Here is a 24,270-nt window from a genome sequence, read left to right on the forward strand (position 1 = left end):
AGAAAAAAACCAATCCAGTATCAAGGGTATCTGCTTATGAAAATTGATAACATTCCTGATTCCATCGACCCTAACTTAAATCTGGAAATTATTCGCGCTGAATGTTTAGAGCTTGTGAAAAAACGTGCTTATTTTTCAGCAGGTGCAGCCATTATTCCTGTGCCATTTTTGGATGTGGTGATTGACGTCGGAATTTTGTCACAGCTCATTCCAGAAATTAATGCGCGTTTTGGTTTAGCACCAGATCAAATTAGTGTGTATGACCCGAAAACCAAACAGATTCATTGGACAGAACTGCGTAAACGTGGTGTCGAATTTTCTGGTTTAGTGGTTGCACGAACCGCGATGAAAAAATCGCTGAATAACATTGCAGCAAAATATATTACCAAACAAGTGACCAAATTTATTCCGCTAGGTGGACAATTGGTAGCAGCCAGTTTGGGTTATATCGTGATGAAAAAAGTCGCTGAAACCCATGTGGAAGAAAGCTACCAATTGGCGAAGCGTATTCAACAGAAATTTCCGAACCAACCTGTCCCAACGCCGAACAATGGTTAACGGCGATATCTAGCGCATCAACATAGTTTACAAATCAAAGTGATCTAAACCATAGATCTAAAGATTAAGTAGATCTGAAAATGAGCTAGTTTTGAAAATGAAAAAAGCCACGAATATCGTGGCTTTTTTCATGCATTCAATCTGCTTTCAATTGCGCTAAGATCGTCTCTAATACCTGTAAGCGCGCACTATGTTTGTCATTGGTCGCAATCACATGCCACGGCGCATATTCTGTATCCGTACGTTGCAACATATCTGCGGCAGCTTTGAGATAGTCATCCCAACGGTCACGATTCCGCCAGTCATCTGGAGTAATTTTAAAACGCTTATGCGCGGTTTCTTCTCGAGCTTTAAACCGTGCAGCTTGCTCATCCTTTCCAATGGCTAACCAGAACTTGATGACGACCGTTTGACTGTCATATAAGTCCTTTTCAAAACGGTTGATTTCATCATACGCCCTCTGCCATTCAACCGTATTGGCAAAGCCTTCAATCCGCTCAACCAAGACGCGACCATACCAACTGCGGTCAAAAATCGTGATCTTTTCTTCAGGGAGAATTTTATTCCAAAAGCGCCATAAGTATGGACGGCGTAGCTCATATTTTTCGGGTGCTGCAATGGTATGAATTTCATATTCGCGCGGATCTAACTTTTTGACAATGCGCTTAATTGCCCCGCCTTTCCCTGCCGCATCCATCCCTTCAAAGACGATCACCACATTGCGTGAATCAAAACGTAAAGCTTCAGCCACCTTGCGGCTTAATTTTTTTAATTCTTTTTTATAATCAGCCTCATCAGCGACGGCAGTGCTGGGTTCCAATAACGCCTGTGGGGTTTTGGCTTGTTTCCAGCGCCCCACCGCCGTGGTTTCATGTGTTGGACAATGTTTTAAGGTCCGTAAAATATGCTGTGCAAATTGTTGATCACGGACTTGCTCATCTTCACAGTCGATGATGACCCAGTCATGACTAAAACGCTGACGTAAACGTTGTAGGTTGTCATATTGTTTTTTATTGCGCCAATCTAAACCATGCAATTTATGCCAACGCGCTTCACTCGGGTCCATTTCATCCAAACGTTTTTGTAAAGATTTCCAAGATAAATCGAACCAGACCTTAATCACATCGACATGATTATTTTTTAGGTCTCGTTCATAAGCCCGCATGTTCTCGACATATTCATCAAATAAGGTTTCATCCAAAGGCTTCGACACATGCATGGCGGTACTCAGTAAGTCACTGTACCAGTTTCCAAACATCACCATGATTTGCCCTTCGGCAGGAATAAACCGTGCATAAGACTGCCAAAAGGTTTGTTTTTGATTAAACATGATCGGGGCATCCGCTTTCACCCTTAAGTAGCGTGGATCGACCCATTCGCGGAGCTGTTTGACAGCCTCGCCCTTACCCGCAAGCTCGATTCCGCTGACTAAAATCAACACGCTTTTGGCATTGGGCTGACGGCTGGTATTTTTTAGTTGATACTGCGCTTCAATCAGCTCAACCGAGAGTTGTTCTTCATCCATCAATTGAAATTCTGTTTCTTTTAAGCTCATGGCGGACCCTTGGTTTTATTCTGTTTTGAGTATAACCATGCCCTTCACCCCACAACAATGCTTTCATGTATATGCTGAAATGCAAAATATGACCGTTTCTGCAACAAACTGACTCAGATTGACCTGTAATTTCGTCACTTTGTCATAGCCCTAAGCTCCAACACCCACTAAGATTCAAACATCTAAAAAATAATTGAGACACTCAATGTCCAAACTTGCGGTATTAGATGATTTACTTGAACTGTATTACCAGTTGAATTACCACAAAAAGCCAGAAATTTTACAGCGTTTACAAGATGTCCAGCAGTGGCAAAAGCAGCGCATGCAACGTACGCATGCTGTGCAATTTGCTGAAAAACACAATGTGCTGATGTCTGAATATTTTATTAACCGTTTATATGGCGGCCCTGATTTCGATGCATTAGCAGCACAAATTGCACGTCTCACCCGCTATGCGCACAAAGCTGAAAAATTGATTCCAGACAATGCTATAAAGACTGGTACTTCGGGCGTACAACTTGCCATTTTAGCCGTACAGCTTGATGAACAAGTGGCCATGCAATTATTAGAAGATTATCCATCCAATCTGCCCCTAACCGATGAAATGATGCGCCAGACTTATCTTAAGCTCGATCAGGGCAAGGACCGTATGTTACAGCTGCAACTATTGGACGATTTAGGTCGTAATTTAGATAAATATATGCGCTCATTTATGGTCTATACCGCCTTTAAGATGTGCAAAGGTGCAGCAATAAAATATAACTTCGAAGTGATGTATGACTTTATGCAAGATGGCTTCTTGGCAATGAAACCGCTCAAGTCAGCAGAAAAATTTGTCCGCGAATTTACCGCTGTAGAACGCAAAATCGTTGACCGTGTACATGCCGGAGACCCGAACCCGTTTCAGCCTGCGGCTTAACAAAACTCACATCCCATAAAGTCCATGTTTGATATAAAACAAACTGGGCTTGCAAGGCTGAATTCAGATTTTTTATAGGGGATTTGCAAAGCAATTACAGCAGACCCTTATTTTTTCTGTATATTATTCACAACAAATGCAAATGACTGCTGTATAACAACAGAGAATCTGTCATCATGCTTGCAAAGCAACATTAACCCTATTTATAAGTTAGGAGTGACTCTAATGTCTAACGAGAATCAAACGCCTGCCCCTACACCTGAGTCGGCACAAAATACAGACAAAGTGAGTCCATTCTTAACTGAGCCTTTACCACAAGGGACAGCGCAAGGTCAGCAACAATCTTTAGAACAACGTCTGACCGACACACCTGTGACAGGTTCAGTACCCAAATATAATCTGCCACGTGGCGCGAATACTGGTAACGTTGGGGCAACCACGCACTTTGGTTATCAAACCGTGAGCAGCGAAGATAAAGCACAAAAAGTCGCGGAAGTTTTCCACTCAGTGGCTGCAAAATACGACATCATGAATGACTTAATGTCATTTGGTATTCACCGTCTATGGAAACGTTTTGCCATTAACATGTCTGGTGTACGTCGCGGTCAGCACGTCCTAGATATTGCAGGCGGTACTGGTGACCTTGCCAAAGTATTTAGCCGTGAAGTTGGCCCGACAGGTCATGTGGTGCTTTCAGACATTAATGAATCGATGCTCAATGTCGGTCGTGACCGCCTCATTGATGCTGGTTGTACCAATGTCGATTTCGTTTTGGCCAATGCTGAAACTTTAGAACCTTTTGCAGACAACAGTTTTGACCTATTAACCATTTCATTTGGTCTACGTAACGTGACTGACAAAGATGCTGCTCTTGCTGCAATGTACCGCGTTCTTAAGCCAGGTGGTCGTTTACTGATTTTAGAATTCTCTAAACCGGTATTTGAACCATTCTCAAAACTGTATGACTTATACTCATTCACTGCATTACCAATTATGGGAAAAATCGTAGCAAATGACTCTGAAAGTTATAAATACCTTGCAGAATCAATTCGTATGCACCCAGACCAACGTACTCTTAAAGGTATGATGGAAAATGCAGGCTTCCAAAACTGTGATTATCACAACTTAACGGGTGGTATCGTAGCCGTACATCGTGGTTTCAAACTTTAATACTGCAGGCTGAACTATGTGGTCGATTCTCGCACTTGGTGCAGTTGAACGCTTAATTCATCATGTCATTGATTTGGATGCGATTACTCGCATCCAACTAAATGAATTGCAAGGCAAAATGCTTCGTGTGGTGATCGATTCACCACAGTTGTCGGTGGATGTGTTTTTTGACAATCAGAAAGTTCGCTTAGAACCGACGCCAACAGGACACTCTGAAACCGCATCTATCTTTGAGCAACGCCCTTACGAGCAGCAGTCAAGTACGACCGAAGCAACGGCGACCTTGCATGTCAAAACGGTCGTCGAGCTCCTTAAACTGCTGTTGGCTGAAGATGTCGGCAATATCCCATTGCAAGGTGATTATCATTTATTGCAGGATATCCAACGCATTATGCAGCAAGCTGAGCCCGATTTAGCTTCGCATTTAAGCCCTTGGATAGGTCCAAGCCTTGCGCATGAAATTGGTAAGTTGCAACTTGCACCCAAATATCTCAAACGTACTTTACAAAGCCATTTGTTCTTTGCTGAAGACGCGTTAAAAGAAGATTCCGGCTTGTTTGCCCCACGTTGGCAGATGGATGACCTGAATCAAGACACACGAATTTTGAATCAAAATCTGGACCGTGCAGAAGCAAAAATTCAGCAACTGCATAGCCAAATTGACTCATTACAAGACAACACTTAAGACTAGGTAATTGCACATATGATTCCGCACGTTTCACGTTTACTCGACCTTTGGCGCATCGCTGCGCACTATAGACTCGACACGTTGTTTCCTGCGGAAGAATTACCGGAAAAAGCCCGTCATATTCTTTCTCTCATTCGCATGCACCCTGCGGCTTGGTCAAGCCGCGAGCGTAAAAATCCGCTCAAGCTCAAAGAAGCCATGGAAGAGATGGGCCCGCTAGCCATTAAAATGGGGCAATTACTGTCTACCCGTCGTGACTTGATTCCACCTGAAGTTTTACAGCAATTGGTACTACTACAAGACCGTGTAAAACCTTTTTCGAATGACGTTGCCAAAATGCGTATTCAGGAATCACTAAAAGCGGATGTGAATACCTTATTTGCACGCTTTGACGAGCAGCCTTTAGCCGCAGCATCTATTGCACAAGTGCATACTGCAGCCCTGCATGATGGCCGTGAAGTCGTGGTAAAAGTGACTCGCCCAAATATTCGCAATCAAATTCTGGAAGATTTTGAAATATTAGAGTGGCTTGGTCAGTTCCTTGAAAAACGTCTAGAAGCCGCTCGTGCCCTGCATTTATCTGAAATTATTCAGGACTACCGTCAAATTATTCTCAATGAATTGGATTTGACTTTAGAAGCGGATAACACCCGTCGTATGCGTCATTACTTCACCGGTTCAAGCATGATGTACGTGCCTGAAGTCTATATGGACAGCCGTGATGTCATGGTCGAAGAACGTATTACGGGTGTACCCATTTCAGATATTGCGACCTTTGATCGCTTGGGCATGGATCGTAAAGATTTAGCCGAAAAAGGGCTCACCATTTTCTTTACCCAAGTGTTCCGCGACAACTTCTTTCATGCAGACATGCATCCGGGGAATGTCTTCGTCGAAACCATCAATCCTAGCAATCCACGCTTTATTGCCTTGGACTGCGCGATTATGGGTGAGCTTTCAAAGCACGACCAAATGACCGTAGCACGCATGCTGCTTGCGGTTATGAACAGCGACTTTATGCAGCTGATTCAAATCGTGCATCAAGCGGGTTGGATTCCACCGGGTACAGATCAAGATGCCTTAGCACGTGAAATGCGTCGCACTGTTGGCCCAATGGTCTCTAAACCAATGCATGAATTGGACTTCGCCGGCATTCTGATTCAAGTGATGGATATTGCGCGTCGTTTCCATTTAGAGATTCCGCCACAACTGATGTTGCTGCTCAAAACCTTGGTCCATGTTGAAGGTTTAGGAACGGATCTCTATCCTGAATTGGATATTTGGAGTTTGGCAAAACCAATCCTCACCGATTGGATTAAAGCGCAAATGAATCCTCAGAAAAACTTAAAAGAACTCGGACAAAAAATTCCAGACTTACTTTTAGGTGCGCAAGATTTACCAACGCTGATGATCGACAGTCTGAATGGTTTAAAAAATCAGTCAGCTTGGCATGCAAAACAACTCAATGAACTGCAAAGCATGCGCTTGCAAATGGAACATCAGCAAAAGCGTAGTTGGGTCTTTGGTAGTGTTATGGCCATCTTCCTATCAATAGCGATAATTGCGCCATGGTATGTTTCCATCGTATTAATTGCACTTTCAAGCTTACTTGCCATTTGGCGTGTGTTTAAATAATCTGTATTTAAATGATCTTGATGTATCCATAAATCCTTTAAGCCTTTTGACAATAAAGGGCTTAAAGCTATTAAAAAAAAATTTAAATAAGGCTGAACGCCATGTCATACAGTTATTTAGGGGTACTGTATGGTCGAAATCCACTCCGAGCATGTGCAACGGCCTTGCTGTATAGTTTTTCGACCCTGCTTGATGTGTTGGTTCAATTAAATATGCACATGCCTTTTCTAAACTGACAACCGACAGCCAACACCACCCTGTATCGGATGCAACATAGCGCTGCATTTTGGTGGATCATTCCCTTTAATGCACTTCCCTGTTTATTCCTACTTTGTTTGCCACAGCAAAAACTGATGGCCGGATTAAATTATTGGTTATTAGCTGGGGCCGTGGTTTTTATCATTAACTTTTTTACGTGGGCGGTCTTCCCAATGGCGACATGGGCAATCGTCTGCCTCAGTTTGTTTCAATTGCATCGGCATAATGAACAATTATTACAGCATTCGTGAGCGGTGCCCTGATATGACTGAGAAGTCATTTGTCGTAAGTTTCAGCCATTGGGTCTGTGCAAAAACGCACTAGAATAATTCTACGACTGTATTTTAAGCGACTGCCATGACTCAAATTTTGCAAAAAAAACCGCCTGCGCTCAATATCCGTGCTGGCCATTTAGCACGCCAACTGATTGAACAAGAAGGTTTAAACGCTGCTCAAGTGGATATCCTGCCCGGTGCTGCTGGTGGCCCGAAAGGCATTGGTATTCAAGGTTTAGATCAGGCGATTTTTGCTGACTTTTTGCCACGTGCGCAACAAAAGCGTACTTTAATTGGTTCATCGATTGGCAGTTGGCGCTTTGCCAGTATTGCTGCTTGGGGAGCTATCGAAGGCACGAAACGCCTCTCTGAGCTGTATACCAATCTGAGCTTTCATAAAAAGATGAGTCGTCAAGAAGTCAGCGATGTGTGTCGTGGCATGCTGATCGATTTGATTCAAGGTCAAGAAGCTGCACTGGTTAATCATCCTGATTATCACCTCACTGTGCTTTCAGTCAAAGCTCAGCATATTTTCCAAAGTGATAAAGCCCTGCCGCTGTTAGCCTCTGTCGCAGGGATCGTGGGCACGACAGCGCTTGCACGTAAACACAGTCGTTATTTCATGCAGCGTGTGATTAGTCAGCCTGTGTCAGGTCATCAATTTACTGTGGCGGATGATGGCTTTACCACGCATTACCATGCATTGACTCAAGACAGTGTCATGCCGTGGCTTATGGCTTCTGCATCTATCCCCGGTGTCATGGCCGCGATACGTGATATCCCTGATGCGCCACAAGGCAGTTACCGCGATGGCGGCCTGATTGACTATCATATTGACCTACCCTTCCAAAGTCAGGGCATCGTGCTGTATCCGCATTTCACGGATAGCATCACCCCAGGTTGGTTTGATAAATTATTTAAACGCCAAGCCAATCCTGAAAATCAGGCGCGTACCCTGTTGCTGTCACCTTCACAAGAATACCTTGCAAGCTTGCCGCTTGGCCGACTGCCTGACCGTAAAGACTTTACCCTCAAAGGCTTAGACAACCAACAACGGATTAAAATGTGGAACCAATGTGTGGCTGAAAGTCAGCGTATGGGCGATGAGTTTTTGGAGTTGGTTGAAAAGCAACACTTTCCAGCAGTCATGCAAGCACTCTAAGCGTTACAGTAATCTCTTGCGAGGGACGCTATAATCCTGTTTCAGAATTTTGAGCTTATTTAGTATAGATTTATGCGGATATTTTTAACTGTTTTGCAGTATGCCTGCATCGCTTTTGCACTTTTCCTTGTTTATCAAGTGTCAACTGCCTTGATCAGCGGCCAATACGATTTAATGGAAGTGGTGGCAGATGTCGGTACCATTTTAATTTGTATCGATTTGGCGGTGTTTTTATTTACCAGTAATGCAAAACAAGGCATTAGCATCGAAGACTATGCGAAACAATTGGAACAAAAGCCGTCAAAATTGGTATATGTCACCCGTAAATTGGGACATTTCGGTATTTTGCTGATCATTACCAGTTGGATTGTACCGATGATTCGCTAATGTATTTTAGTTCAATAAAAAGGATCATCATGTGTTCATGATGATCCTTTTTTATGTCATCGGATTTTATTTATCCGAAGAAATTAACCCGTCCAGTTTTTACATCATACACCGCACCAACGATCGCCACTTTGCCTTCTTGCACTAACTGCCGTAGCACTTTACTATTTTGCAAAATATAGCGGATGTTGTAATGCACATTCATTTGCGTCACTTGCTCTAAAAATGCCGGACTCAGCGTTTGTGGTTGCATCAATTCGGCAACACGCGATACAGACTCATTGAGTGGCCCCAGCACATATTGAATATGCGGCATACGCGTCAAGCTCTGAATCGATTGACCGGCTAAATGCAACTGACAAGCACTGCTAACCGCACCACAGTCCGTATGACCAAGCACTACGATCACTTTGGCACCTTTGGCTTCGCAGGCAAATTCCAATGATCCCAAAACTTTTTGTCCCGCGACATTCCCCGCAATGCGTAAACTAAATAAATCGCCAATTCCAACATCAAAGATCATTTCAGTCGGCGCACGAGAATCCATACAACCTAACACTGCCGCAATCGGATGCTGTCCTTCTTCTGCGGTCACCCGCAGTTGACGATAGATATCTCGTTGCAAACGCTCATTTTGTACAAACCGCTCATTGCCGGCTTTAAGCAAAGCGAGCACGGCCTCCGGAGTCAAACGTTGCTGTAAAGCTGCGGTACTGATATCTATATCTAATGCCGCCTCCTGCGCATCGGCATAGTGTGCCTTGAAACCAATCAACTGCACTTGCACTTTACGCTGCACAGCCTTTTCCTGTTGGTACTCTTGAATGAGTTGGAAAATATCAGCATCCATATCACTCACATGTGTGGCATCAATCACCACTTGTTCGCCGCGATGGATATGTTCCAATGCAGATATTAATGCCGAACGGTTGAGAAAACTGACTTGTGAAGGCAATTCAATCCGTGTAATCACCCCATGTAAATGATGCTCTTTATACACCTTCAGTCCCTTATTAAAATTGGCATATAAAATAAAGGCCGCACTACTGGCTAAACCAATCAAGATTCCGAGCAATAAGTCTGTGAATAAAATCGCCAGTAAGGTAATGATAAAAGGAATAAATTGTTTCCAACCTTTTAAATACAACTGTTTAAACAATTTGGGATGTGTCAGTTTAAACCCAGTGAGGATTAAAATTGCGGCTAATGCTGAAAGCGGAATCATGTTCATCAAAGGCACTAAACACAGTACGGCAAACAAGAGCAATACGCCATGAAAGATGGCAGAACATTTACTTTTAGCTCCAGCACTGGCATTGACAGAACTACGAACAATTACTGACGTTAGCGGCATCCCGCCTATAGCACCCGAAACGACATTGCCGATGCCTTGCGCCCATAACTCTCGGTTGGGGGGTGAAGAGCGCTTATGCGGATCCAATTTATCTGCTGCTTCTAAATTCAATAGAGTTTCTAATGACGCCACAACCGCCAAAGTGATAGCGCCCGTATAAATCAGAGGATTATTTAATGCGGTCCAATCCGGAAAGATCATCACATTTTGTGGCTGATCCCAAAGGTTAGGAAGTTGGATGAGATTTGATGGATGAACTGCAAAAGACGAGCCACTAAGCACCAACATGGCATTACATAGTGCAGCGAGGACTACAGCAACCAAGGCTGAAGGCAGAACCCAGTTTTTGCATGGACTCCTCTCCCAAAGCAACATCAAGACAATGCTACCTATACCGATCAGAACGGCACCGATATCCCATTGCAAATCGAGCGGCTGTGACTGCCACAGCACAGACCATGAAAATTGGTTCAAGCCAAACAAATAAGGTATTTGACTCCCAATCAAGATCAGCCCGATAGCTGCCAACAAACCCAATATGACATTGTTCGGAATAAAGTTGGCAAAGAAACCGAGCCGAAATATGCCAAATCCAATCTGTAAAATACCGGCAAAAACAATACACAATAAAAAGGCGGCATAGTTGCCGCCCAGTAATTCAAGCTGTACCAAAATGACTGCTGTTAAACCTGCTGCTGGGCCTGCAACACTGATATGTGAGCCACTCAGTACCCCAACTAAAATACCACCGACAATGCCAGCAATAATGCCAGAGAGAATCGGTGCGCCAGAAGCCAATGCAATGCCTAGACATAGTGGTAAAGCCACGAGAAATACCACTGTTCCAGATAAAAAGTCGTGAATATGAAATCGATGTCGTTGAATTTTAGATATCATCATTTTACCGTTTATAATAAATATCAAATAATTAGATGTAAGTATGTAAAGCCTAAAGTTTGTGACCACTTTATGGCGTGACTTATATTGTCTGACAATCGAACGATTCTATAGTGTGTTTTGATACGTGATTTGTGTGATTTTTACACTTTATTGCGAAGTTTAAGATTCAGCTCATTTATCTTTGATAGGCCGTAAAAGAAAATAAAAAAAACCTCCCAAATGGGAGGTTTTTTTAACAGTTCAAGATTACTTCGAACCTTTAATCCCTGCTTGTAATAACAACGCACCTAAACCACCAATTTTATTTTCTTGTGGTTTCGCTGCTTGAGGTTTTTTATGACCTTGTGGGCGGTCGCCTTGCGGACGAGCATGCTGTGGTCGTTTCGCATGTGACTTACGCTCACCACGTTGTTCTTGCTGGGCATTGTCACGACGTGGTTGACGTTGTGGTTTCGCTGCAGCAGCACCTTCTGCACGCATCGACAAGTTCACTCGGTTACGTTCAACATCAACGTTTAACACTCGAACTTGTACAATTTGACCTGGTTTCACCACTTTATGTGGATCTGCCACAAATTCATTTGCAAGCTCTGAAATATGAACTAAACCGTCTTGGTGAACACCTACATCAACAAATGCACCGAAGTTGGTTACATTAGTAACCACACCTTCAAGCTGTAAACCTTCAGTCAACTGCGCCACTTCTGTGATGTCTTCACGGAATTTAGCCGTGCGGAACTCTGGACGTGGGTCACGGCCTGGTTTTTCAAGTTCAGATAAAACGTCTTGAATTGTCGGTAGACCAAATTGGTCATTCACAAATTCTTCGGCGTTTACTTGGCGAATAATTTCAGTATTACCAATAATATCTTTGACTGTGGTTGCTTTCGCTGCCACAATTTTTTCTACTAAACCATAAGATTCAGGGTGAACAGCAGAAGCATCAAGTGGTTCAGAACCATCTTGAATACGCAAGAAGCCTGCTGCTTGTTCAAAGGTCCGCTCGCCTAAACGAGGAACTTTTTTCAAACTTTGGCGGTTGTCAAAACGACCATTTTCTTTACGAAAATCCACAATTTGTTGTGCAATTGATTTATTCAAACCCGCGATATAACCCAAAATTGCAGATGATGCAGTGTTCACATCTACACCAACTGAGTTCACACAGTCTTCCACAACCGCTTCTAGTGTTTTTGCTAAACCGGTTTGGTTCACGTCATGTTGGTATTGACCTACACCAATCGATTTCGGATCAATTTTCACAAGCTCCGCCAATGGATCTTGTAAACGACGAGCAATCGACACTGCACCGCGAATAGATACATCTAGCTCTGGCAATTCTTGAGATGCCAATTCAGATGCTGAATAAACAGATGCACCCGCTTCAGAGACAGACACACGAATCAAATTCAAATCCGTATTTGCAGCCATCATTTCAGCCACAACCGCTTCAGTTTCACGGCTTGCAGTACCATTACCAATCGCAATTAATTCAACATTGAATTCGCGGCAAAGGCGCGCAAGTTCAGCAACTGAACCTGCTTTATCTTCTTTCGGGGCAAACGGGTAAATAGTGCTGTGTGCAAGAACATCACCTGATGCATTGACAACAGCCAATTTCACACCCGTACGGATGCCAGGGTCTACACCCAAGGTGCAGCGTGCGCCTGCAGGAGCAGAAAGTAATAAATGACGTAGATTTTCAGCAAAGACATCCATCGCTTCAGCTTCAGCAGCCAAACGTTTTTCAGTCAATAATGAATGTTCAATGGTAGGACGAACTTTACCGAGCCAGAACAATTTTGCAGTTTGTTTTAAAAAATCTGCACGCGCTTGTGGCTGAGCTGTTTCTATATTGTATTCAGTTTCAATACGTGCCAATGGTGCATCATCTTCACCATCGACTTTTAAGCCTAAGACATTTTCTTGACGGCCACGGAGCATCGCCAGTAAACGGTGTGAAGGGACTTTGTTTAAGCTTTCAGAGAAATCAAAGTAATCACGGAATTTTTTACCGACTTCCTTTTTCTCATCACTTGCAACTAAACTTTTCAACACTGCAGTTTTCGCAAATGTCGCTTTTAGCTCAGTGGTTAATGCAATATTTTGTGCCCAGTCATCAATTAAAATGTGTTGAATCGCGTCTAATTGGCTTTCAACATCAGCATAATCTTCATGACTAAAACCAGCTAAAGCTTCGGTTGGGTCTACCGCTTCATTAAAGATTTTTTCAGCAATTGGGCCTAAACCCGCTTCTTTGGCTTTAAATGATTTACTGGTACGTTTTGGACGGTACGGCGCGTAAATCTCTTCTAAAGCATTTTTCGTTTCTGCTGCATTCACGCGAGCAAGTAAGTCATCAGATAACTTGTTTTGTTCTTTTAGAGATTCGATTACCTTTTCACGGCGCTCAAATAAATCACGCAGGTAAGTCAGACGTGTATCGAGCTGACGTAATTGAGTATCGTCCAGACCTTGCGTCACTTCTTTACGGTAACGTGCGATAAATGGAACACTGGCACCTTCATCAATGAGCTTGATGGCAGCTTCAATTTGATTTGGACGTACGGCAATTTCTTTTGCCAACTGCTGAACTAAGTCAGTCATCGTATTAGATCCCTGCAAGGATAAGTTCTAAAAGCCATGATTATAAAGACCAAGACCATAAAATCCACAATTGTTTTTATAAATTTATTCGTGATTTTTAATGCCAATTCATCTCAAATACACATTTTTTTACGAAACTGACTATGAAACAGCAAATTAGCGAGACTTAGACAAGCAAACTGATTCGAACAACATGTATACATTTGGTATCTATGTCTTGATTTTAACTGCAATATTTGTTGCTTTAGAGCATAGTAAATTTATATAAATGAATCGTATACTCAAGTGAAATCGACTTTTTGTTTACGATGACAATAAAGAATAAGGAGCACGTCATGAGTTTAGTTGTACCAGCTGAAAAAACAGATGCCGTACAAGCCGAAACCGACCGAGTCGAACGCATTCTGGTTGTCGATGATGATGTGCGTCTACGCACCCTCTTACAACGCTTCCTAGAAGATAAAGGTTTTGTGGTCAAAACCGCACATGATGCGACTCAGATGGATCGTCTGTTGCAGCGGGAACTCTTTTCCCTGATTGTGCTCGACTTTATGTTGCCTGTTGAAGATGGCTTGAGTATTTGCCGCCGTCTGCGCCAATCTAGCATCGATACCCCGATCATTATGCTGACCGCTCGTGGTAGCGATTCAGACCGTATTGCAGGACTTGAAGCCGGTGCAGATGACTACTTACCAAAACCATTTAACCCGAATGAGCTATTAGCTCGTATTCGTGCGGTCCTACGTCGCCAAGTGCGTGAAGTTCCGGGCGCACCAAGCCAACAAATGGAAGTGGTGTCTTTTGGTCCTTGGTCACTCGACCTGTCTACTCGTACATTAACCCGTGAAGGTCAAGTCGTCACATTAACAACGGGTGAATTTGCCGTACTCAAAGCATTAGTTCAACACCCACGTGAACCACTGACACGCGACAAGTTAATGAATCTTGCTCGTGGTCGTGAATGGGGCGCGATGGAACGTTCAATTGACGTTCAGGTTTCTCGCCTGCGTCGTTTGGTTGAAGAAAACCCAGCACGTGCGCGCTATATTCAAACCGTTTGGGGCGTAGGTTATGTCTTTGTTCCAGATGGTGCTGAATAAGCCATAAAATAAGACCTGAGAATCGAGTCACCGTACCTCATGTCCGGAAATACCATTCGCTGCTGTCTGAGCCACTTGAAATTGATTGAATAAAAGTAATGTGCGCGAGTTCAGCGAATGGCAAAAATTTTGGTTACTTTTTTAAAAAGTAACATAACGAACTCCTCCCGAAGAACGTTCCAGCAGTAAGATTCCATCGCAAAGAATAAAAACTGCCTTTCAAAAAATTTGCTTAAAGGATTCTGCGTGAAACTCGAACCCATCGACCCACAGGAATTTACCGACTACGTTACCTACTCCGAAAAAAAACGGACACCTTGGGAACGCTTCCTCGATAAAATCAAACCCCGCTCTGCAGCCATGCGGACCACCGTATTGGTCTTATTTGTGGTGTTTTTTAGCCTGTTTATGTCCTTATGGTTCTTTTGGCGGACACTCTATTTACCCGAAATTCAACAACATGCTCGTTACCTCGCGGTCGAGCTTGAAATCATTAACAATCCTGATTTACGGATTTTTCATAACAATGCCGAAGTGGATGTCGACGACTGGATGCGCAACCGTGTCGGGATCGAATATGTGACCGATCCGAAAGAATTCCCCAACGTCAAAGACAAAGTCATTGCAGAGTTCTTTACCAATCAAATTGAAAAGAAACTGGCCAAAGAAATGCGCATTGATAATGCGACCGTGTATTTCCAATTTAAACCTGACCCACGCATCTGGATTCAAACTCCAGAAATGAATGGCAACTGGGTTCGCGAGCCTTTAAAAACCTATGCCAACTATAGCGCAGAGCTGATTTTAGGCTGGTTATTGGGTATTCCGCTGATTGCTGGCATCATTATCTTAACCTTGGTTCGTCAGCTCAACCGTCCACTAAAACGTTTACAAGATGCGGCAAACAACTACAGTAAACACGGCACTGCCCCTTATTTAGAAACCAACCATGGGCCGCAAGAAATCCGTGAAGTAAACCAAGCCTTTAACCACATGGTCTACACGCTGGAACAAACTGAACGTGATCGTCGCATCATGTTGGCCGGTATTTCCCACGATTTACGTACTCCGCTGACCCGTATTCGACTCAGTGCAGAAATGATGCCTGATGATGACTTTTTAAAAGAAGGTTTGATTTACGATGTTGAAGACATGGATGCGATTCTGAATCAGTTCATTTCGTATATGCGTGACGGTTCAGATGAAGTTCCGCAAGATACTGATTTAAATGCGCTATTGCAGGAATTAGTGATTCAATTTAAACCTTTAGATATTCGCTTTGAACCTCAAGACTTGCCCGTTATTCAAGCACGCAGCCTATCGTTAAAACGGCTGATTGGCAATTTAATCAATAATTCAAAACGCTATGGTGCCGAGCCGATTGAACTGTCTACCGAATATGAAGGCGACCATATTCAAATTCGCGTTGCCGATAATGGCGAAGGAATTCCTGAAGACCAAATTGAAGACCTGATGCAACCTTTTGTACGCGGTAATGATGCACGTACCATTCAAGGCAGTGGCCTCGGTTTAGCCATTGTAAAACGTATTGTGGATATTCACGAAGGTCAACTTTCAATTCACAATCGAGCAGAAGGTGGACTCGAAGCGATCATTTCTTTACCACTGCAAAAACTCGAAAATGATGAAATATTAAACAACAGCCCATTGGAAAAAATTAAGCAAAGTTTAACTGAACGCTTTTAACAAGCGTTCAAAAAAGCAACGAACAGTTTTGTTTAAGCTTTAACCATTGATATTTTTAACTTTATTATTCAGTAGTTTAAAAAACATAATAAAATCTTATACCCACATTTTTTCAAAAAATTAGACCTTAGCCTAACAGGTATGCAAAATGGCTTTTTTGATCGGTACAATCCGTATCAGTTTTGAGAATTTCACGAGAGTATATGATGTCTTTAGATCGCATCCGTTTAGCTGCCCTTCACGACAAAGTTATCAGCGCAGAAAAAGCTGCTGAATTCATTCAGGATGGTATGACGGTAGGTATGAGTGGTTTCACACGCGCAGGTGAAGCGAAAGCTGTACCTTTAGCGTTGGTTCAACAGGCTCATGCTAATCCTCTTAAAATTACCCTAATTACTGGCGCGAGCTTGGGTAACGATTTGGACAAAAAATTGACTGAAGCAGGTGTTCTTGCTCGTCGTTTACCGTTCCAAGTAGACAATACATTACGTAAAGCCATCAACAAAGGCGAAGTGATGTTCATCGATCAGCATTTGTCTGAAACAGTTGAACAAATGCGTAACCTTCAACTTAAAAAGCCTGATGTGGCAATTATTGAAGCTGTTGCGATCACTGAAGATGGTGGCATCATCCCTACAACTTCTGTAGGTAACTCTGCAAGCTTCGCAATTTTTGCTGAAAAAGTGATTGTTGAAATCAACACCAACTTAAGCCCAGCATTCGAAGGCTTACACGATATTTATATCCCAACGTATCGTCCAACACGTCAAGCGATTCCATTGACTCATGTTGACGAACGTATTGGTACACATGCAATCAACATCGATCCTTCAAAAATCGTAGGTATCGTATTTAACAACGAATTGCATGACTCTCCATCTACAGTGACTGCACCTGATGATGAAACTCAAGGTATTGCAAACCACCTGATCGCTTTCTTTGAAAAAGAAGTAGAAGAAGGTCGTTTACCGAAAAACCTAGGTCCATTACAAGCAGGTATCGGTTCGATTGCAAACGCAGTATTGACTGGTCTTAAAGATTCTAACTTTGAAGACTTGATCATGTACTCTGAAGTACTTCAAGACTGTACATTTGAATTGATCGACGCAGGCAAAATGAAATTTGCTTCAGGTTCTTCTATTACACTTTCTGCTAAATATGGCGAAAAAGTATTTAATAACCTTGAACAATACAAAGACAAACTTGTATTACGTCCACAAGAAATTTCGAACCATCCAGAACTGGTACGTCGTTTAGGTATTATCGGTATCAACACTGCACTTGAGTTTGATATCTACGGTAACGTGAACTCAACTCACGTTTGCGGTACAAAAATGATGAACGGTATTGGTGGTTCAGGTGACTTCGCACGTAATGCACACTTAGCAATCTTCGTGACTAAATCAATTGCAAAAGGCGGCGACATTTCCTCTGTTGTTCCATTTGCTTCTCACATTGACCATGCTGAACACGATGTTGACATCTTGGTTACTGAACAAGGTCTAGCTGACTTACGCGGTCTTGCACCACGTGAACGTGCTCGTGCAGTAATCGACAACTGTGCTCACCCTATGTACCGTGATGCGCTAAATGATTACTTCGACCGTGCATGTGCGAAAGGTGGTCAAACACCTCACCTTCTACGTGAAGCATTGTCTTGGCACATCAACTTCGAAGAGAACGGCCACATGTTAGCTGCTCAACCAGAAGTTAAAACTGCTTAATTGACAGTGAAATAAGAAAACGCTCTTCGGAGCGTTTTTTTTATGGCTTTTATTTTTTAATATGACTTATCAAGTCTGCAAAACTCGACTAATCTAAATTGGTCAAATTACATGCTAAAACAAAAATTATGTTTATTATCCGCCCCTATCTCGAATCTGATTTAGACGATGTGATTGCACTTTGGGAACTGTGTGATCTGACCCGTCCATGGAATAACCCTGAAATTGATATATTTCGAAAATTGGCTCAACGTGATCAATTATTTTTATTGGCTGTCAAAGATGATCAACTGATTGCAACTGTGATGGGTGGCTATGATGGACACCGAGGCTGGGTCAATTATCTTGCCGTACATCCACATTTTCAACGTAATGGTGTTGCTACTGCCCTCATTCAGCAATTAGAAAAACGCTTAATTGCACTAGGCTGCCCAAAACTTCAATTACTGATTCGCCAAGACAACATTGACGTACAAAATTTTTATGAACAATTGGGCTATGAAGAGGTTGAAGTGATTTGTTTGGGTAAACGTTTAATCACGGATTAATCGTTCGACAAATCTTCATTCAATCCTTGTAACAAAATCAAAAAAAAACGACATTGCGCCATCGAAACAAAAATGGATTGCATTGCTTGGCTTTAAATTTTAGGATTTGCCCCCATCATTTTCCCAGAACATAGAAAAGAGATTTCCCATGCGTGTAGATATTTGGTCAGACGTGGTTTGCCCATTTTGTTATATTGCGAAAAAACGCCTTGAAGCTGCTGCCGAAGAATCGGGTGTAGAGCTTGAAGTGTTTTGGCATAGCTATCAACTTGATGCAGATGCGCCCGCTCGCCTAGAAATTTCCAATACTGAACGTCTGGCTCAAAAATATGGCCGCAGTATTGAAGAAGTTGAAGAAATGCAGCGCAATATCGCCGAAATGGCAAAAGCTGAAGGTATTGAATTTAACTGGCAAAAAGCCAATTCAGGCAATACCTTCAATGCGCACCGCTTGATTCATCTTGCTCAAAGCAAAGGTTTAGGCAGTGAAGCCAAAGAAGCTTTCTTCTATAGCTATATGACCCAAGGCTTGGCCATTGGTGAACGTGAAACCATAGAAGATGTTGCATCTCGTATTGGTCTAAACCCTGTTGAAGTCGATGACTTATTAGACTCAGATGAATTTGCAGATTTCGTCAAATACGACGAAGAAGTAGCACACGACCAACTCAAAGTCACCGGTGTACCGTTCTTTGTCTTTGAGCAACGCATTGCTTTAGCAGGCGCTCAACCGAAAGACGTATTTAAACAAGTGATGGATAAAGCTGCGGAACTTCCTGAGCTTGCTCCGACACCTGTGTGTAATGATGAAAGCTGTGAAACACCTGAAAAATAATTCAGCGTGTTCAATCAAAAATCCCCGAACTTCGGGGATTTTTTATGATCAGTTTTTAACATCAATAAAATTAAAACTTATTCAACCAAGAAGCTGATTTTTAAGTTCACTCGATATTCCGCAATTTTATTGTCTTTCACCACAACTTTTTGTTCATTAATCCATGCACCCTGAACGTTCTTTACGGTTTCAGTGACTTTATTAATTCCCGTTTGGATGGCATCTTCAAAACTTTTTGTGCTACTTGCATTTACTTCAACGACTTTAGCAACAGACATTGTATTTATCCTCATTGTTATGATTTTGAATCTTCATCATATGATTAAGTCACTTATTTTGGTTATTTTTTAAACATCAAAACAGCAAAATATTACATGTCTTACACAGGAGTGAATTCCACTTCGAGGGATTACAAACTGACCATCATTTATTACATGCTTTCTGTTTAAGCCAAGGCCACTACCGATTAGGCTAAAAGCTTCATTCTTCTAACGATCATGCTCGGGAGTAATGTCATGACTATTGAACCTCAAGCAACTTCTGCTGAAACCGAACTATCTACCAATACAACCCCTCAAACAACCACCAACGAGTCCCAAACAGGGAAGAATAACTTTCTCTCACGTTTTTCTCCGACCGTCAAAGGTGCTGCGATCGGTGCTGTTGCAGGCAGTATTTTGCCTGTTTTTGGTACGATTAGCGGTGCCATTATTGGGGGTATCGCAGGCAAAGTCTATGAAAAGAAATGTGCCAAACATTCATAGATTTTTCATCTATATCTGAGTGATACAACGCTGTCACTCAGCCCCTAAAAGCTCTAGAGTAATAACTCTAATAGACTGTTTTATATAAATAAAAATTCATACCGTTTATCTTGCGTTGCCGAATCGATCATTTTTAATTGATTATTTTTTGATATTATTTTCACATAAATTCAAGTGATTAATTTTCTCCCTGACTCAATTTTGAGTCAATAATGATTGATAGGAATACACAAATGAACGCAATCAAATATGCTATGGCTGTTGCTGTGATGGCGCTTTCTGCAACTGTTTCTGCACAAATCGTTTATGTACCAGATTTTCCAGTAAAAAAAGCTGTGACTGCTGAAACTGCCAATGCAGAGAGCCAAGCTCCAGCTGCTGATACAACTGAAGTTATAACAAACACAGAAAAAAAAGCTTAATTTTTAGCTGATTTTTCCAAAAAAAACCGATGGCTCCCACCATCGGTTTTTTATTTTATGTGCCTTTACTTTGGGCTTTATTCTTTACTTAACATTAAAAATGAACATCTAAAAGCGCTCGATCGCTGATGATGACTTCAAAAAAATTGATCAAACCATACCGCTATATCTTTTGCAAAACCTATCTTTAAGCTAATGATTTGGTATTATTTTTAAACAAAATGCGCATTAATTGTCATATTTAACGCTTAATTTGTAGAAGCTGACATTTATTTCCATGTTTTTTTTAATGAAATCTCTATAATCAAATGAACTAATCGACTTCTTTATTTTTAAATTTACATTGTCCTATGCAAGAACTTCAGGCACTGATACAAGGAAAAATTTCACCGCAGGTTATAGATATTGAACGCCTGATTGAATTGGCCAATACATATCGAAACCCGAATTCGGCTGAATATAAATTAGTAGAACTTGCAACCAATATTGTATTGGCTAAATATTTAGAAAAAGCACAAAAAGTCCTTTAGGAAGCGGACAAATGAATTTACAAGAGAAAGTACAATTAATAAAAGAAATCCATGTACTGACCCATCAACTTGAACACCGTGCTTTGAGTTTTTATGAAACTGCGCTTTCTAAACGTCGGATTCATGAAATTTTTGCCTTATGCGATGAACCAATTTTTCAAAAGCAAATATTAAGTTATCGTGCATTAACTAAGCCACAAATGGCTGCCACTGAATTTTCCAAACAAACGCCATATTCATTGTTATTTCGTGGCTATTTTAACCATGATGCTGCACTCGAAAGTGCTTTATATCAATATCCAGAGATGGGTTGGGCCTTGCTGCATGACCATAAATTAGGTTGGCAAGTGTGGATGATTCCAGCCAAACAGCGCACAGCTCTACTCAGTGAATGGGGCAATTTTAGCGAATGCTATGATTGGTTAATTGAACAACAACAGCTATATAAATGTTTAATCAGTGATACCGATCTACGTCTACATGCCTTACGCCTAAAGGATGAAATCATCACAGCGCCAAGCTGTGTTGCAGCAAGTGTGGACGACCTACTGCCAATTGAAGCGATAAATAAAGACGGATCTGTCGATCTAGATCATTGCGATAAGCAAATCAATGAAGCGGATACGTTGCTTGATAACTCAAATACAAATAAACCGGAGCTTTCTGCACCTGATACCGTTCCTCTTGTTCTAATTGAGCAGCCAACACATGCGCCATTGGAGGAACATCTCAACTCGACAATGGCAGGCGTTGAACTTCCTGAACAGGTTCAAATCGCTCAATATGCCGCTCGCGTTCAAACGCTGCAAAACATCGATGCGCAATTGGCCTTGTATGAATTGCAGTTTATAGATCAGCCTGAACTCACAACGCAACTTGATGTTCTATTGCATACGACAGATGGTACAGATTGGAAAAACCAGCCACTGTATTTAGCAGAGCAAATCAATACCGAAGGTCGCTTCACCAAATATCTCTTGTTGTTTGGTGCTCAAACGCAAATGGAAGCCATTCGACTCTCTCAGCTGTTTTGCCAACAACATCAACATGAACTTGCCGCGATTAAAGTCATGACATGGGACAATCTAGAGCAACTCTGTGCTGCACCTGATCAGCTCTATCAACAGTCTCAGCAGGCTGAAATAATTTGGTCGCAAAACGACTATTATCCATTTATCCCGGCACAGTTAGTTAATACGCAAAAATTCATTCATTTTGATGAACCTGAACCGACGCTACATACCCCGCTGTTATTATTACAAGAACGTCAAAAAATACGGTTAATCCACGGTCAAAAACGCATGGCTCTCTTGCGTACCGAACAAGCCCTTCCCTATTTGATCCTCCATCGACAGCAAGGTTTAAATTGGCAAAGCATCCAAAATGTGATCCAACAATTGCCTCAACCCATTGATGTGATTTCGCTTTATCAAGCACTTAAGCAAATGACCGAAGATTAATTGCATTTATTTTGTAGTTTGGCTTGCATTTATCCGACAAAAATAACAAAACTACAGATGCAGGATACTCAGATGATAATTAAATAGAGCCAAAACATATGCATAAAAAACAACAGTACTTTATTCGGACTTTGCTTTTTTCCGCATCAATAAGCTTGATGTATCAAGTTGCTTGGGCCAATGAAACTGATGCTGTCGTCAATGAAACTGAGGGGCAACATTCTCAGGATGTGCCTGCAACCGAGCAAAGTTCACCGTATATCATGCCAAAGACCTATGATTTTTTAGATCAAATTCCACGTTGGATTGATGCAACACCGACCTTCTTACCTGAACAATCAGATCACCCCATTGTTCCGACAACAGAACAAACGGAAAATAATAGCTGGACCGATAAGCAACAAAAAAAAGTTCGTCAATGGGCAGATCGCACTGCAGTCAAAATGGACCATTGGTTTGGGAAAAGTGAGCCAGAAAAGCCTGCCAATGCAACCCTACGGGTCATTTTAGATAACAGTTGGGATAAGCATGACGGTTACGAAATTAAGCCACGTATACGAGGAAAAATTAGACTCCCGACCTTGGAGAAAAAGTTAAGCGTCGTGTTTGGTGATGACTCTTTGGATAATGAGCTTGAAAATAATGCCGCGATTACCAATGAAAATCCGGATGGACGAAACGATAAACATTATGACAATAAGCAAGCGCGGCATGACAACAGTTCGCTCGCGTTACGTTGGTCTGAAATTTCAGATCGGCTTCCATTTGAAACCGATGTCGATCTCGGCTTACGATCTGGAGATGACCTATATGTCCGCCTCAAAGCGACCAAAAAATGGCAACTCGACAATGACTTTAGCTTTTTAGCAGAACAAATTTATCGTTATGGCATCGACAGTGAAAATTATCTGAGAACCAATTTAGAATTAACCCATGCCCGTCCAGGCCAACCCTTTATCTCCAACCAATTCAACCTGACCTATGCCGATGCACAGGATGATGATCTGAAATGGGATAACTTCAGTTACCGCCAACACCAATTTTTTAAAGGCAACCGATTCAACTACGGACTGTATACAGGTGGTTTTTACAATAATGACCAACTGCGTTTAAACAGTTGGGGACCCTATGTATCATGGCGACAGCCCTTTCTACGTGAATGGTTTTATATCCAAGGTGATCTCAACTACCTCAACAACCATCGTGACGATAAAAGCCACTTTGTGGGCGCTTTAGTGCGCCTTGAAGCCTTGTTCTAGAACCCGCTATTTCACAGCGAATAAAAAGCCCATCTCAACAGGATGGGCTTTTTTTAAATAACTCAGCTTCAATTTTTCTTAATCACACGTACACGATCATTACGTACAATACTCGGCTGTTTTTCAGCGACTTTTTTCACTGTAGGAAAACTATACTGAACACGATCATTTCGCATCACACGGCGACTATCAACAAAAGGGTTGATATCGTATTGTGCGATCTGCTTTGAAACCTGCACAGGGTCATTACGCACCATTTTTTGCTTAAAGCTGTCTGCCTGAGCAGATTGCATGAGGCCCATAGAGAGCAGCGAGCCCATTACAGCGATCACTAAAATTTTCATCTTAAGATTCCCAATACTTAACGATCGTTATTATAGATTACTTATTTATTTTTAATTTATTTTAAAGATTAAAACATGGACGTTTTTATTCATGTGCTCTATCGAAAAA

General features: G+C 41.9%; 23 protein-coding genes. 18 read left to right on the forward strand and 5 right to left on the reverse strand.

The features are described 5' to 3' along the window. The first annotated feature begins 36 nt into the window (after nucleotides 1-36). Nucleotides 37-558: a hypothetical protein gene (locus AC4CU0_RS13510; protein WP_180007073.1), complete on the forward strand. Its 522-nt coding sequence runs from the start codon at nucleotides 37-39 to the stop codon at nucleotides 556-558. A gap of 136 nt (nucleotides 559-694) precedes the next feature. On the opposite strand, the gene pap is transcribed toward AC4CU0_RS13510, so the two are convergent. Next, entirely contained in the window at nucleotides 695-2,113 is a 1,419-nt protein-coding gene (gene pap / locus AC4CU0_RS13515) for a polyphosphate:AMP phosphotransferase (RefSeq protein WP_490743312.1), read from the reverse strand. Nucleotides 2,114-2,318: 205 nt separating this feature from the next. On the opposite strand from pap, the gene AC4CU0_RS13520 reads away from it, so the two are divergent. The 7 genes from AC4CU0_RS13520 to AC4CU0_RS13550 all read left to right on the forward strand — a co-directional run bounded on the left by AC4CU0_RS13520 (nucleotide 2,319) and on the right by AC4CU0_RS13550 (nucleotide 8,607). Continuing rightward, nucleotides 2,319-3,032, forward strand: a complete 714-nt coding sequence (locus AC4CU0_RS13520) for a DUF8198 family protein (RefSeq protein ID WP_490743313.1) — start codon at nucleotides 2,319-2,321, stop codon at nucleotides 3,030-3,032. Between the two features lie 225 nt (nucleotides 3,033-3,257). Next, nucleotides 3,258-4,202 carry a bifunctional demethylmenaquinone methyltransferase/2-methoxy-6-polyprenyl-1,4-benzoquinol methylase UbiE gene (gene ubiE / locus AC4CU0_RS13525; protein ID WP_078189802.1) on the forward strand — a complete coding sequence of 315 codons (945 nt, stop codon included), beginning with the start codon at nucleotides 3,258-3,260 and terminating at the stop codon, nucleotides 4,200-4,202. 16 nt (nucleotides 4,203-4,218) lie between these two features. Continuing rightward, a complete protein-coding gene (locus AC4CU0_RS13530) occupies nucleotides 4,219-4,887 on the forward strand; it encodes a ubiquinone biosynthesis accessory factor UbiJ (protein WP_111885632.1) in 669 nt (222 codons plus the stop codon). 18 nt (nucleotides 4,888-4,905) lie between these two features. Further along, nucleotides 4,906-6,525: an ABC1 kinase family protein gene (locus tag AC4CU0_RS13535; protein ID WP_111885633.1), complete on the forward strand. Its 1,620-nt coding sequence runs from the start codon at nucleotides 4,906-4,908 to the stop codon at nucleotides 6,523-6,525. Between the two features lie 101 nt (nucleotides 6,526-6,626). Then, the gene (locus tag AC4CU0_RS13540; protein ID WP_490743314.1) at nucleotides 6,627-6,761 is read left to right on the forward strand and encodes a hypothetical protein; all 135 of its coding nucleotides are present in this window, start codon (nucleotides 6,627-6,629) and stop codon (nucleotides 6,759-6,761) included. A gap of 379 nt (nucleotides 6,762-7,140) precedes the next feature. Next, entirely contained in the window at nucleotides 7,141-8,220 is a 1,080-nt protein-coding gene (locus AC4CU0_RS13545) for a patatin-like phospholipase domain-containing protein (protein ID WP_180156606.1), read from the forward strand. 72 nt (nucleotides 8,221-8,292) lie between these two features. Further along, the gene (locus tag AC4CU0_RS13550; protein ID WP_078189807.1) at nucleotides 8,293-8,607 is read left to right on the forward strand and encodes a hypothetical protein; all 315 of its coding nucleotides are present in this window, start codon (nucleotides 8,293-8,295) and stop codon (nucleotides 8,605-8,607) included. A 70-nt stretch (nucleotides 8,608-8,677) separates the two neighbouring features. Here the strand turns inward: AC4CU0_RS13550 and AC4CU0_RS13555 are convergent, their stop codons facing one another. Together AC4CU0_RS13555 and AC4CU0_RS13560 are read right to left on the reverse strand one after the other, a co-directional pair. Next, nucleotides 8,678-10,858, reverse strand: coding sequence for a SulP family inorganic anion transporter (locus tag AC4CU0_RS13555; protein WP_490743516.1), 2,181 nt, complete (start codon nucleotides 10,856-10,858; stop codon nucleotides 8,678-8,680). Between the two features lie 249 nt (nucleotides 10,859-11,107). Beyond that, on the reverse strand, nucleotides 11,108-13,468 hold the full coding sequence (locus AC4CU0_RS13560; protein ID WP_490743315.1) for a Tex family protein: 2,361 nt from the start codon (nucleotides 13,466-13,468) through the stop codon (nucleotides 11,108-11,110). 335 nt (nucleotides 13,469-13,803) lie between these two features. Here AC4CU0_RS13560 and ompR point away from each other — a divergent pair, with 335 nt between their 5' ends. The 5 genes from ompR (at nucleotide 13,804) to AC4CU0_RS13585 (ending at nucleotide 19,382) form a co-directional block, all read left to right on the forward strand. Continuing rightward, complete coding sequence (gene ompR / locus AC4CU0_RS13565; protein ID WP_078189809.1) at nucleotides 13,804-14,568, forward strand: osmolarity response regulator transcription factor OmpR; 765 nt, start codon at nucleotides 13,804-13,806, stop codon at nucleotides 14,566-14,568. A 246-nt stretch (nucleotides 14,569-14,814) separates the two neighbouring features. Then, nucleotides 14,815-16,275, forward strand: coding sequence for an ATP-binding protein (locus AC4CU0_RS13570; RefSeq protein WP_168377982.1), 1,461 nt, complete (start codon nucleotides 14,815-14,817; stop codon nucleotides 16,273-16,275). A 206-nt stretch (nucleotides 16,276-16,481) separates the two neighbouring features. Then, nucleotides 16,482-17,999 (forward strand): succinyl-CoA:acetate CoA-transferase ScpC, encoded by a 1,518-nt coding sequence (gene scpC / locus AC4CU0_RS13575; RefSeq protein ID WP_168378000.1) that lies wholly within the window; start codon nucleotides 16,482-16,484, stop codon nucleotides 17,997-17,999. Between the two features lie 128 nt (nucleotides 18,000-18,127). Further along, nucleotides 18,128-18,547, forward strand: a complete 420-nt coding sequence (locus tag AC4CU0_RS13580) for a GNAT family acetyltransferase (RefSeq protein WP_078189811.1) — start codon at nucleotides 18,128-18,130, stop codon at nucleotides 18,545-18,547. A gap of 148 nt (nucleotides 18,548-18,695) precedes the next feature. After that, nucleotides 18,696-19,382 (forward strand): DsbA family oxidoreductase, encoded by a 687-nt coding sequence (locus AC4CU0_RS13585; protein ID WP_490743316.1) that lies wholly within the window; start codon nucleotides 18,696-18,698, stop codon nucleotides 19,380-19,382. A 77-nt stretch (nucleotides 19,383-19,459) separates the two neighbouring features. Here the strand turns inward: AC4CU0_RS13585 and AC4CU0_RS13590 are convergent, their stop codons facing one another. Continuing rightward, the gene (locus AC4CU0_RS13590) at nucleotides 19,460-19,660 is read right to left on the reverse strand and encodes a dodecin family protein (RefSeq protein ID WP_067761311.1); all 201 of its coding nucleotides are present in this window, start codon (nucleotides 19,658-19,660) and stop codon (nucleotides 19,460-19,462) included. 237 nt (nucleotides 19,661-19,897) lie between these two features. Here AC4CU0_RS13590 and AC4CU0_RS13595 point away from each other — a divergent pair, with 237 nt between their 5' ends. The 5 genes from AC4CU0_RS13595 (at nucleotide 19,898) to AC4CU0_RS13615 (ending at nucleotide 23,817) form a co-directional block, all read left to right on the forward strand. Beyond that, nucleotides 19,898-20,146, forward strand: coding sequence for a glycine zipper domain-containing protein (locus AC4CU0_RS13595; protein ID WP_218951560.1), 249 nt, complete (start codon nucleotides 19,898-19,900; stop codon nucleotides 20,144-20,146). A 233-nt stretch (nucleotides 20,147-20,379) separates the two neighbouring features. Then, nucleotides 20,380-20,568 carry a hypothetical protein gene (locus tag AC4CU0_RS13600; protein WP_111885834.1) on the forward strand — a complete coding sequence of 63 codons (189 nt, stop codon included), beginning with the start codon at nucleotides 20,380-20,382 and terminating at the stop codon, nucleotides 20,566-20,568. Nucleotides 20,569-20,918: 350 nt separating this feature from the next. After that, the gene (locus tag AC4CU0_RS13605) at nucleotides 20,919-21,098 is read left to right on the forward strand and encodes a hypothetical protein (RefSeq protein WP_078189814.1); all 180 of its coding nucleotides are present in this window, start codon (nucleotides 20,919-20,921) and stop codon (nucleotides 21,096-21,098) included. 11 nt (nucleotides 21,099-21,109) lie between these two features. Further along, nucleotides 21,110-22,558: a hypothetical protein gene (locus AC4CU0_RS13610; RefSeq protein ID WP_490743317.1), complete on the forward strand. Its 1,449-nt coding sequence runs from the start codon at nucleotides 21,110-21,112 to the stop codon at nucleotides 22,556-22,558. Between the two features lie 98 nt (nucleotides 22,559-22,656). Beyond that, on the forward strand, nucleotides 22,657-23,817 hold the full coding sequence (locus AC4CU0_RS13615) for a hypothetical protein (RefSeq protein ID WP_490743318.1): 1,161 nt from the start codon (nucleotides 22,657-22,659) through the stop codon (nucleotides 23,815-23,817). A gap of 68 nt (nucleotides 23,818-23,885) precedes the next feature. Here the strand turns inward: AC4CU0_RS13615 and AC4CU0_RS13620 are convergent, their stop codons facing one another. Next, nucleotides 23,886-24,161, reverse strand: coding sequence for a hypothetical protein (locus tag AC4CU0_RS13620; protein WP_490743319.1), 276 nt, complete (start codon nucleotides 24,159-24,161; stop codon nucleotides 23,886-23,888). Nucleotides 24,162-24,270: the final 109 nt, after the last annotated feature.

The sequence above is a fragment of the Acinetobacter sp. LipI_15 genome (assembly GCF_058242865.1).